Genomic DNA, 10,317 nt, shown 5'->3' on the forward strand with positions numbered 1-10,317 from the left:
AAAACAAAGGACATTCCTCCTTAGCTCAGTTGGTTAGAGCATCTGACTGTTAATCAGAGGGTCGCTGGTTCGAGCCCAGCAGGAGGAGCCACTAAAAATCAAGCACTTACAGCAATGTAGGTGCTTTTTGTTTTTATCAAGGTCAAGGCTTAAGTCAAGGCTAATATCTAAAAATAGTAAAACCAAGGTCAAGGCTTTGGTCAAGGTTGACAAAAATTACACCCTATTTCTAACAAAAATTGTCACATTTTGGATAACCTTAAAATAAAATCTTAGGATTACTTTTTAAAGTTTTCCATAAAAACCTCTCTATAAGTCAAAAATATGGGGCTTGATGGGGAGCACCTCAAAATCAGAAATTGAGGGAGGGGCTGTTTTCTATATGGGTACTTGCACGATACATAAAAAGAGGGTTTCACATTCTGGATAAAACCAAAGTTCTCTTAATATAATTTTAGGCATCTTAACAATTAAAACTCAATCGTAGTTTTACGACACTTTTTAAAGTTTCTCAAAATTTGTATATGTGGTATTATCTATTTATCTATATTTGGTGATATAAACACAAATACCACAGTATTAATGAGAAAGAATATTTCCAATTCTGAAAAGATTTCAGAGAACCATATAGCAGGCATTAACCGTGTGGTTAAGCTTGATATTGTGGTGGAAGGAAAATCTATCAGCCATTTTAAACACTTTCGTTTACAGCAAAGTGCCAGAACACACCACTATTTTGAACTGACTTTAGCTCATGATTCATTAGGTGAAGTGCAGAATCATAATCTTGAAGAAGCTCAACAATTTTTAGGAAAACGAATTACAGTAACATTTAAGTATAAAGATACTGAAGATGAAAGTCCTGAAAGAACATTTGTAGGTGTCATTACAAAGGTTGCCTTTAGTCAGGAACAAATGAACCTAGGTAATATTGTACTAAAAGGATATAGTCCAACTATTTTGATGGATTCTGCCCCACATACTCAGAGTTTTGGAGGTAGTCAATCTGTAAATACTGCTATCATTGCAGATAGAATTATTAAGGAAGCATTAGGAACGAGTAAATTTGATTTTAGAATTGAAACCCAGAATAGAGGTTATATCAATTACAGTGCACAATATTGTGAAACTCATTATAACTATCTAACAAGACTTGCAGAAGCTTATGGAGAACAGTTTTATTATGATGGTGAAGTACTACACTTTGGAAAGCTTCCCCCTCATGAAAAGCCTATCAATCTCGTTTATGGTAGTAATGTTACAGATGTACAGGTAGAATTAAAGGCAGTACATACCAGACCAGAATACTTTGGTTACAACAGCAGTAGTCATGCTAAAATGCTAGGCTCTAATGATAACATTAAACACTTAGGGAATTTATCAGGAAAAGCCTATGAGTTGAATGATAATATTTTCAAAACAAGGTCACTAACCCCTACTCCCATAAATGCTAATATGTTTCTGGATGTGGATGATTCCCAAAAAAGTGCAAGAGGAAGTAAAGCAGTAGAGGTTTTTACCGTTTCTGGAAATACAACTGTTCCTTTCCTGTTTATAGGCTGTGTAGCAGATATAGACATGAGAAATCAAAACAGTAACCAAACTTCCCACTTCACTACATTAATGATGACAGAGGTAAGCCATGAAGTGGATGCAAGAGGCTATTATACTGGAAGTTTTGAGGCTATATCTGAGGGAACAGGTTTTATGCCTAAACCAGCTTTTATAACACCTAAAGCAGAGCCACAAGTGGCAACGGTTATCTCCAATATTGACCCCTTAAATCAAGGTAGAATACAAGTGCAGTTTGACTGGCAATTGAATGATACAACTCATTTTATCCGAATGATGAGCCCTGATGCTGGTGGCACAGATGCAGTAAGCCAGAATAGAGGCTTTGTGGCTGTTCCAGAAATAGGAGACCAAGTAATGGTTAACTTTGAATATCATAATCCAGATTTTCCTTTTGCTATGGGTGGAATGTTTCACGGTGGTGTAGGCTTGGGAGGTGGTATGGATAACCGTGTGAAATCCCTTCAGACCAGAAGTGGGCACAGATTAGTGTTTACAGAGGATGAAAGTATCTTATTGACAGATAAGAGTGGTAATGAGCTCAGATTTGATACAGAGGGAAGTAATATTAACATTACTGCTCCTGAAACTATTACTATAAAATCAAAAAACTTGAAGTTTGATATAGAAGAGAATATAGAGACCAAAGCAGGAAAGAATATGGATACCAATGTTGGGCAGAATATTAAAATTATTGCCAAGCAAGAGATTAGCCAAGACAGTGGTAAGAAAACTATTATTAATGCTGGAACTAATACTGAAATTTCAGCAAGAGCCCACCTAGACCTGTATGGCAAAGAAAAATTCATTGGTTATACTGATGGACAGACAGAGTTCGGAGCAAAAGACAGAATGCATGTCTATGGTTCAAACTCATTATTGACTGCTAAAGACAAAATTGAGTACAAAGCACCACAGATGAATAAGCTTCCTCAAAATGGTGAGTTTGATTATACAAGAGAGAAACAAATAGCATCAATGTACTGGGCTTATGAAGAGGAAAATACTTCTCTGATGGATGATTCCAAGTTTTTTGTAGACATGAATCTGATTGTTCAGACAAGAAACTATGAGGAGGGAGAAAGTATTGATGTTACTATAAAGTCTGATGATGGAGAACCTTTAGCAGAAGGACTTAATGAATTAACCTTATCAGGAACAGTTGACAAAGATGGAATTGTAATCTTTAAAGAACCTTTAAAATCCTACACTCTTGAACTTATAAAAGAACTGGAAGTAGAGACTGAAAATACATAAACACACTTATCATGAATATTAATAACTTTATACCAATATTATTAGAGCAACGAAGAGGTATTGTTGCCACAAGTGGAAATCAACAGACAAGACCAGTACAGGTTTTAAGACCTAGCTGGAGGGATATGATTAATAACTATCCTAATAGCTCTGTTGATGTAAACACATTATATACCGATATTGGAAATGGATTACTTGGTATGTTGAAACAAAATAGTGCATGGGAAAACACTTGTGCATTTAGAATGAGCAGAGGTCTGAATTATAGTGGATTTAAATTACCAAATAATAATTCAAATTATAGAGCAAAAGGAACAATAGGAGGAGTTCATAAAGGTGATGATAAATTGAATTATTGGTACAGGGTACGTGAATTAGCTCCATATTTGTCTGACCACCTAGGAAAACCAGAAATTGATATAAAATTAGATAAAATTGAAATGCCAGCCAATCTGAGAAAGAACAACAATCTTACACAAGCAGAATGGACACAAGTGTGGAATAGTAAGAAAAAAGTTTCACAAACTGATTGGACACAAATACACAATGCTAAGGGAATAATCACTTTTGATGTTTCAGGATGGGATGGTGCTTCTGGTCATTTTACACTTTGGGATGGCAATCATTTAATTTATCCAGGTGGAGCTGAACATGACGACCCTAAAAGTTCAAAATATTATTTTCACATGCTTTATCCAGTAAAAAATAAAAAAAACGAGTTAGATTTTGTACAAACAAATAGAATAAGACTATGGGAACTAAAATAATACAGTTAATAACTATAAGTTTAGTTATCTTTAGCAATCTAATTTCTGGTCAAACAAAAGATGATAAAATTAAGTATATGAAGAAATATGCTTATTGTAATTGTATATATGTAAACAATAGTAAATTAGATGCTACTTATCTAAACGATAAGTTTCAATTAAGTGACAAATCTGAAAATCTATTTATTGATTTAGGTAAAATTTCTAATAATGAAAGTGCTAAAATTAGAGAATTTACTGAAAAGCAATCTAAAGATATTGCAACTCTTGAATCATCTTATCATTCTGAAACAGGTAGAAGTTATACAATCGTAGCAGATTGCTTAAACCTCTATGAATCTCAAGAATTAGATAGCTATATCAGAAAACTTATTGGAGTAACAACAAAAAAGAAAACTTCAAAAAAATGACAATATGCCTCAGTACATCACAGATACCACCCAGCTAAAATGTGACAAAGGAGCTTCACCAACTCCACTCACAGTAACAAGTCAGTCTTTTATGAAGATTGAAGGGAAGCTTCAGGCTACAGAAGAGGACAAGCAACCTAATACTAACATTAAGCCTTTTGGTGTATGTAGTGTTTTAAGGTCTTCCTGCTCACCATCACCTGTTAAATGGGACAATACCTCTGATTTTGAAATTGAAGGCAAAAAAGAGCTGTTAGACAGCTCTACATGCCAGTGCTCTGTTGGGGGTAAAATATCAGTTGTAAAGTCAGCCCAGAGCTTTGTTGAGGAGTAAAAAACAGTCTGGTTTTTAGCTAAAAACCCAATCTTCCTATTGTTTTCAATAACTAACTGATAATCATATTGTTAATATGTAAAATATTGGCTTTATGTTATTACAAGACATATCAAGATAAAAAAATTCCCTCCAAATTGTTGAGGGAATTACTTTTTATAACAGCCGTATTAAGGTTTATGTCTGTTTCTGGATTTATTAAGAATTTCTTTCAGTAACAGTGATTTTGTATTTTTCAAGGACTTGAACCTCTTTAAACCATTTATCATACCTACGATTTAAAGGAAGTTCTTTTACAAAGTCCTTTACTTCACTATTAGCTAGTTCCTCAAATCGTTTTTCCAGAGTATCACCCAAGGATTCTCCTATAAGTTCTTTAAGGTGAGGATTTATAAAGTAAGTCATACTAAGTCTGCCTAATTCATTACAGTTTAAGGCCAACTTGCAAAATGGAGTTATGAATTCCTGAACTCTAAAAAAGCTATTCCAGTTGTTAGCTTCAGTAAAAGTGAACTCAATTCTGGTTCTTAAATCATTCGGCTTTAAAAAGCCTTGAATTTCTATTAAAAAATTCTTTATGGAGTCATATTGTGTATTAATTAAATCATTTGATTTTTGAGCCTCTATTGAGGCTAATTTTACAGCTTTAAAATTATGATAGCATCCCTCAAAATAATAAACAAACCTTGCTGGGTCTAACTCTGGCATTTTTGACTTCATTTCCAGGAACTCAGAAACTGCAAGTTTCTCAATAAACCCTACTGTCTTAAATCCATATTCTCTGATTTTGCTTTGAGCTTTCAGAATTTCAATATGAGTTGGATAGACTCTATTACGGGTTATATTACCTTTTGTATCAACCCCGAACCAAGTTAGATAATCTAATACCACTTTTTGAAATGGTGAGGGACTAAAATAATGATATTGTGAAACGGGTACAACATCACATTCCTGTTCTGGCATTGGAATGAACCAGTTATGGATTTTTTTATAAATTCTATTCCCTATCATATTTGTTGTTGGGTTTTCTCCGGCTGGTTATAATGGCTCCAATTATGCCAATACCCACAAATAAGATGACTACAATAAGAACAGTTGTATTATCAGTATTTGTCTTCAATTTCTTTTGGTTGATATCTTTCCTGATATAAGACCCATCAGGCTGAATGTCATAATATTTGTCTACATCAACTTTTTCTCCTTTCCATGACGGATTTTTGTCTTCATAGGAAGCAAAAGGGTCAACTTCTCCGTTTTGGTTTGTGTTACTTTGGGCATTTCCTGTATAGAGAGCACCCAATAAGCAAGCTGTAAATAAAATTTTTCGTTTCATGTTCGTTTTGTTTAAGGGTTATTCTTTATCCAAGAAGAAAGGAGTACTACCAACCCATTGAATCCTTGTATCACTGATTTTCTTGAATTTGTATTGCCCAGAGGAAGCTCCTGCTGTTATTGTAAATTCATAGTAATAGTCTGAGGTCTGTTCTACTACTTTAGCAGGTTGCCCCGTAGCTGCTGTCTGAGTTAAAACGGCCTTGTAACTGGTAAAAGGTGTTACCAGAATAAAATCATCATTGGTGAACTTGAAATAACTTGTTGACGTATTAGAAATTTTCCAGCTTCCTTGAATCCATGCAGGAGGGTGAAAATATTGAGTTGTTACAGGATTGTTTTGCTGTGGTGTTGTGGTATCATCGTTGCTAGAACAGCTAATAGTGAATAATGATAGAGCTAAAACAGATAATAAGAATTGTTTTTTCATGAGATGAATTTTATTAATCCACCCAAACCCAAAGTAGTAGTTATTTAGTCTTTAAATAAGAAAGGCATGGGTCTGTAGTTCTTATTTAATCTGTAGAGGTTCTGGTAAACCATGAGGTATAAATAAGCAGATACCCATGCCCATATAGAGCATGAGCAATCAACTTACTTATTCTACACCTCATTTTGAATTTACCAGATTCCTACAGGCAGAATAATAGCTAATGCTTTTCTTTTTTCGTAAATGTTGGGACAAAGATATTAATTCAAACCGAATGTTTAAAATCTATTTCTTGTAAAACTCTTATTTAAAGTCAAAACATTACCACTATCTCACTTTCAAAAAATGAGATTAACTAATACTGAAACAAAAAAAATATAATTGAGAAACTAAAGAAACTATAATGCTATCTGGAAAGCATCAAAAAGTATAGAGAAAAATTGCAAATGATTGGTATTTTATTATATACAATCCCTGAAAACCAATCAAGCAACCTGCCTAACAATACTACAATTGTAAAATAACTCACTAAACTTAGCCTTTATCAATTCCGTAAAATACAGCTCAGTTGTGTTGAGGTTATTTTGTTTTATCATCTCCTTTAGTTTCATCTTATCCCTGACAAGGTTGGATTTACCTCTTTTGTTCTTCCAGTATGATGGTTCCAATCTGTTACCTAAATCACTTACAAATTCTAGGCTTAAATCTTTCCTGTTAAATCTATTATCCACAATAGTAAAACCTTTAAAGGACTCCATAAACCTTGAAAAGAGCAGCAATACATTTTCCCTGTTTTTAAGGTCATTTAAAGTCTGAATTCCGAGCCTTTTCAACTCTCTTAACCCAAGAACAATCTCAACCCTCAAAAGGTTATTTTTGAGCCCGTATTGGGTTTTCTTATCATACACTTTCCAAGCTATGTTACTATGCTCGAATTTCCTGTAATTCATTGCATTTGTTGTCTTATTGATTACAGGTGCTTTATGCTCAAACAAAAGGAAATTATGATTTAAGTAATACTTTGGCTCTTTCTCTACCAGTAAGTTAAACCCAAATTCCAGACTTTGCAAATAACCCTCATTGAGATTTAAACCCTTAAAATCCTGTTCCAGTTGCTCCAAACCTTCCAACAAACTGCAATAAGCAAAATCATTATAATTATGATTCCCATGTTTCTCTCCAAAGACATTGAGGTTAAAATACTTATGAATGGAGTTACTTAATACTGAATTCTGTTCGGTTACTCTTAACTCTATGTTATTGACTTTCTTTTTTAGAGGGTATTTAGTTTCTTGCCCCTTATCATTTTCACCTTTCCAAACCCACGAAGATTGAGTGTAGTTGCCAGTTGATTTCAAATATTTTTCGGACAATTCCTGTGAGTAGAGTTTAATTGTAAAATTATCTATCATTTTAAGCTGCTTTTTTAGTTAAATAGTTAATAAACTGCTCCATACCTTGACCCGATTTTTGCTTTCCGTTTTTAATCCACTCTTCCAGTTCTCTCTTTGAATAAAAGACTTTCCCACGTGTTGGGTTATAGTATGGGATTTTATCTTGACTATTCATTTTGTAAAGGGTTTTAACTTTATAACCTAAAAATTCTGAAGCCTGTTTAATTGTCATAAATTCATTTTCTGTAGCAATAGTTACTAATTCTTCACTAAATTGCTGGTTTTCTTGTGATTTCATAGTGCAATATTCGGAAAAATCTTAACCAAAATGAAAAAGTCTAACATTAATGTTAGACTATACAACTATTTTAAACTCTAATAAACAAATGTTTATAAAAATTAAATTATCTCATTTGTAATACCCTTGAAATCACTCTATCAACCTTCTCTCTTTTATCCTGACTTTCAGTAGCTCTACTGTTCTTTAAACTATCTATCTCTCTAGTGTTTAACGTAATACAATAAGAAACTTTTTTCCATATATTATAATCTCTTTCAATAATTTCATTTTCCACCAATTGAGTAATAAAGTAGAACAGTGTTGCCTTATTTTCAACCCAATCAACCTTTGCTGAATTCTGCTTACCCTCAAAAACTTCTCTAAAAGAATGCAATTGTGTGCTTGAATTAATCAAACCGTTTCCTTTCAAGCTTTTAAAGAGAGATTCAATAACCTTAGTTGGTCTTTGCTGTTTAGAATGGATTTTAAAACTCAGGAACTTTTGTTTATACTCCAGCAGGTCAACTAAATTTGGGAATATCTTTTTTACTCTTTTCTGATTTACTGGAGTGATTACATCAAAGTAGGTATTAGAAATTCTTTTTAAATCATTTTCAACATAAAGATTTACCAAGTTCAATACTACTTTATCTGTTTGCACCTTGACTGTTTGATTATTTAATTTACCCAATACCTCACACAAATCAGCAACCAACTGATTTACAATAAAATTAGCCTCTTTTTGGTCTTGAAGTGACAAGAACAATAAAAAATCAGTTTCAACATCTCTAAAATTACCTCCAAGAAATTTATTTAAGAAGTAAAGGAAGTGCTTTGTATATCTAACAACCTCATAGCCGATTTTTAAACTATAGGAAACACTCCTATTTTCGGCATTAATTTTTACATCAAATGCCTTATACTTTTCCTGTAAATCAAACCCCTCCTTTTTTAGTGGTAAGGAATTATTGAACTTTTGCCAAAATTCTTCAATAAGATTTTCAGACTTCAGAACTTCAAGCAAACCATCATAAGGATTTACAAGCCCTATACTGTCTTCAAAACTCCTATCAGGCTTTAAACCAGCTTTAAGCCTTTTGAAATCTAAATCTTTAAAAGGATTATCTATAAATATAAAATCACTCATTACAAATACTGTTCTGTTAACTGTTTCATTGCTTCCGTACTAAACTCTTTCAAGTAAGCCTCTGTGATTGCAACGTTTTCATGACCCAATAACTCTTTTATTAATTCCACGGGCACACCACTTTGATAAAGAATAGTAGCAAATGAATGTCTCACCACGTACGAAGTAAGATTTGCAGTAATTCCAACTTTTCCAGCTATAAACTTAATATCCTTATTGTACTGTGTTCTGGTCTTCTTTATCCTATTATTAATCTGTACATCACTCTTATGAAAGTCGGAAAGATAAGGAAAAACATAACTATTATTTTCTTTCGGAATTGTTAAAAGCTCCTTTAAAACCTCCTTTGTTCTTTCATAAAGGGGCACTTTAATTGGCTTTGATGTTTTACTTCTTTTATAACTTAGCTCATCCCCTATCTGTCCTTTTTTCAATTTACAAACATCTGTAAAGTTCATCCCTGCTGAATAGTATGAGAATACAAATGTTAAATAAGATAATTTATACCTTGGGTATTCATCGTATTTAAAGGCAAAAAACTTATCAATTTCTTCCTTTGTAATTGCTATTCTCCTTTTATTCTTATTTACTTTTATAGAATAATGTTTAAAAGGCTTCAAATCATCAATAAGTTCTAATTTAACAGCTTCATTATATCTTGCCCGTAAATCCCTCATTCTAGCACCTAAACCCCCAATATGTGTTACAGAAAGAAAATCACTGTAGCCCTTGACAAATTCATAATTTATTGTTGAAACTGGTATATCATCACCTCTATACTGTTTAAGCTTGTTAATAGTATCTCTAATTACGTTAGCACTACCAGCATTTTTGGTTTTCTTCAATTCCCCCAAAATTTCAATAAAATTTGTAATCTTTCTACTTTTCTTATCAATAAAACCCTTTTTCAACTCTTCAACAATGTCCTTTGCTGTAAAGAAATTTCCCTCCGATTCAAGTCTGTTTATCACAACTGCCAACTTATTAGAGATTTGATTTAAAGTATCATTAATACCCTTATAACCCTGATAATTACTTTTAACCAATAAATTATTAACATCCCATTGAGATTTTTGGATTCTAAAGGGTGTAGAGAACTCAGAGTTCAAATCATCTTTGTAAACTCTAAAGATAATCGGTAGTGTTCCATTTGCATTGGGTTTGTTCTTTAAAATTCGTTTGTAAGTTGCCATAGTGAAATTATAAAAGTCAAGGTATAGGTCAATGTTATAGTACAAAAATAGTAAAATAAAGTAATACCTCAAAACAAAATATTATATTATATATTTGTTTTTCAATCTTTTAGTGATACAAATAAAAACATAGAAATATAATAAACCTCTTTCTGTTAATCAGAGGGTCGCTGGTTCGAGCCCAGCAGGAGGAGCAAAAAA

Annotated in this window: 11 protein-coding genes and 1 tRNA gene; 5 read left to right on the forward strand and 7 right to left on the reverse strand. The window is 32.8% G+C overall.

Annotated elements, in window-relative coordinates:
* Positions 1-14 precede the first annotated feature (14 nt).
* From GTR01_RS24120 to GTR01_RS24140, 5 genes are all read left to right on the forward strand, one after another.
* A tRNA-Asn gene (locus GTR01_RS24120) sits at positions 15-91 on the forward strand.
* A gap of 491 nt (positions 92-582) precedes the next feature.
* Positions 583-2,829 carry a type VI secretion system Vgr family protein gene (locus GTR01_RS24125; protein WP_160140255.1) on the forward strand — a complete coding sequence of 749 codons (2,247 nt, stop codon included), beginning with the start codon at positions 583-585 and terminating at the stop codon, positions 2,827-2,829.
* An 11-nt stretch (positions 2,830-2,840) separates the two neighbouring features.
* The gene (locus tag GTR01_RS24130) at positions 2,841-3,596 is read left to right on the forward strand and encodes a T6SS effector amidase Tae4 family protein (protein ID WP_160140256.1); all 756 of its coding nucleotides are present in this window, start codon (positions 2,841-2,843) and stop codon (positions 3,594-3,596) included.
* Positions 3,581-4,006 carry a hypothetical protein gene (locus GTR01_RS24135; RefSeq protein WP_160140257.1) on the forward strand — a complete coding sequence of 142 codons (426 nt, stop codon included), beginning with the start codon at positions 3,581-3,583 and terminating at the stop codon, positions 4,004-4,006. Before GTR01_RS24130 ends, GTR01_RS24135 begins: the two co-directional genes overlap by 16 nt.
* Positions 4,007-4,010: 4 nt before the next feature.
* A complete protein-coding gene (locus GTR01_RS24140) occupies positions 4,011-4,340 on the forward strand; it encodes a DUF4280 domain-containing protein (protein WP_160140258.1) in 330 nt (109 codons plus the stop codon).
* 198 nt (positions 4,341-4,538) lie between these two features.
* Here GTR01_RS24140 and GTR01_RS24145 read toward each other — a convergent pair whose 3' ends face one another.
* The 7 genes from GTR01_RS24145 to GTR01_RS24175 form a co-directional block, all read right to left on the reverse strand.
* Positions 4,539-5,351 (reverse strand): hypothetical protein, encoded by an 813-nt coding sequence (locus tag GTR01_RS24145; RefSeq protein ID WP_160140259.1) that lies wholly within the window; start codon positions 5,349-5,351, stop codon positions 4,539-4,541.
* Entirely contained in the window at positions 5,338-5,673 is a 336-nt protein-coding gene (locus GTR01_RS24150; protein ID WP_160140260.1) for a hypothetical protein, read from the reverse strand. The genes GTR01_RS24145 and GTR01_RS24150 overlap by 14 nt, the downstream gene beginning before the upstream one ends.
* A gap of 18 nt (positions 5,674-5,691) precedes the next feature.
* Positions 5,692-6,102: a hypothetical protein gene (locus GTR01_RS24155; RefSeq protein WP_160140261.1), complete on the reverse strand. Its 411-nt coding sequence runs from the start codon at positions 6,100-6,102 to the stop codon at positions 5,692-5,694.
* 485 nt (positions 6,103-6,587) lie between these two features.
* Positions 6,588-7,514, reverse strand: a complete 927-nt coding sequence (locus tag GTR01_RS24160) for a hypothetical protein (RefSeq protein ID WP_160140262.1) — start codon at positions 7,512-7,514, stop codon at positions 6,588-6,590.
* 1 nt (position 7,515) lies between these two features.
* On the reverse strand, positions 7,516-7,794 hold the full coding sequence (locus GTR01_RS24165) for a helix-turn-helix transcriptional regulator (protein ID WP_160140263.1): 279 nt from the start codon (positions 7,792-7,794) through the stop codon (positions 7,516-7,518).
* A gap of 106 nt (positions 7,795-7,900) precedes the next feature.
* Positions 7,901-8,923, reverse strand: a complete 1,023-nt coding sequence (locus tag GTR01_RS24170; RefSeq protein WP_160140264.1) for a hypothetical protein — start codon at positions 8,921-8,923, stop codon at positions 7,901-7,903.
* Entirely contained in the window at positions 8,923-10,116 is a 1,194-nt protein-coding gene (locus tag GTR01_RS24175) for a site-specific integrase (RefSeq protein ID WP_160140265.1), read from the reverse strand. Before GTR01_RS24175 ends, GTR01_RS24170 begins: the two co-directional genes overlap by 1 nt.
* Between the last annotated feature and the right edge of the window lie 201 nt (positions 10,117-10,317).

Origin of the sequence: Chryseobacterium sp. c4a, assembly GCF_009900745.1 — a bacterium.
Taxonomy (GTDB): Bacteria; Bacteroidota; Bacteroidia; order Flavobacteriales; family Weeksellaceae; genus Chryseobacterium.

Bases quoted from the DNA above. Each gene is read 5' to 3' on its own strand.
- GTR01_RS24150 (WP_160140260.1), bottom strand. From the start codon at position 5,673: ATGAAACGAAAAATTTTATTTACAGCTTGCTTATTGGGTGCTCTCTAT.
- GTR01_RS24170 (WP_160140264.1), bottom strand. From the start codon at position 8,923: ATGAGTGATTTTATATTTATAGATAATCCTTTTAAAGATTTAGATTTC.
- GTR01_RS24160 (WP_160140262.1), bottom strand. From the start codon at position 7,514: ATGATAGATAATTTTACAATTAAACTCTACTCACAGGAATTGTCCGAA.
- GTR01_RS24135 (WP_160140257.1), top strand. From the start codon at position 3,581: ATGGGAACTAAAATAATACAGTTAATAACTATAAGTTTAGTTATCTTT.
- GTR01_RS24140 (WP_160140258.1), top strand. From the start codon at position 4,011: ATGCCTCAGTACATCACAGATACCACCCAGCTAAAATGTGACAAAGGA.
- GTR01_RS24145 (WP_160140259.1), bottom strand. From the start codon at position 5,351: ATGATAGGGAATAGAATTTATAAAAAAATCCATAACTGGTTCATTCCA.
- GTR01_RS24125 (WP_160140255.1), top strand. From the start codon at position 583: ATGAGAAAGAATATTTCCAATTCTGAAAAGATTTCAGAGAACCATATA.
- GTR01_RS24155 (WP_160140261.1), bottom strand. From the start codon at position 6,102: ATGAAAAAACAATTCTTATTATCTGTTTTAGCTCTATCATTATTCACT.
- GTR01_RS24175 (WP_160140265.1), bottom strand. From the start codon at position 10,116: ATGGCAACTTACAAACGAATTTTAAAGAACAAACCCAATGCAAATGGA.
- GTR01_RS24130 (WP_160140256.1), top strand. From the start codon at position 2,841: ATGAATATTAATAACTTTATACCAATATTATTAGAGCAACGAAGAGGT.
- GTR01_RS24165 (WP_160140263.1), bottom strand. From the start codon at position 7,794: ATGAAATCACAAGAAAACCAGCAATTTAGTGAAGAATTAGTAACTATT.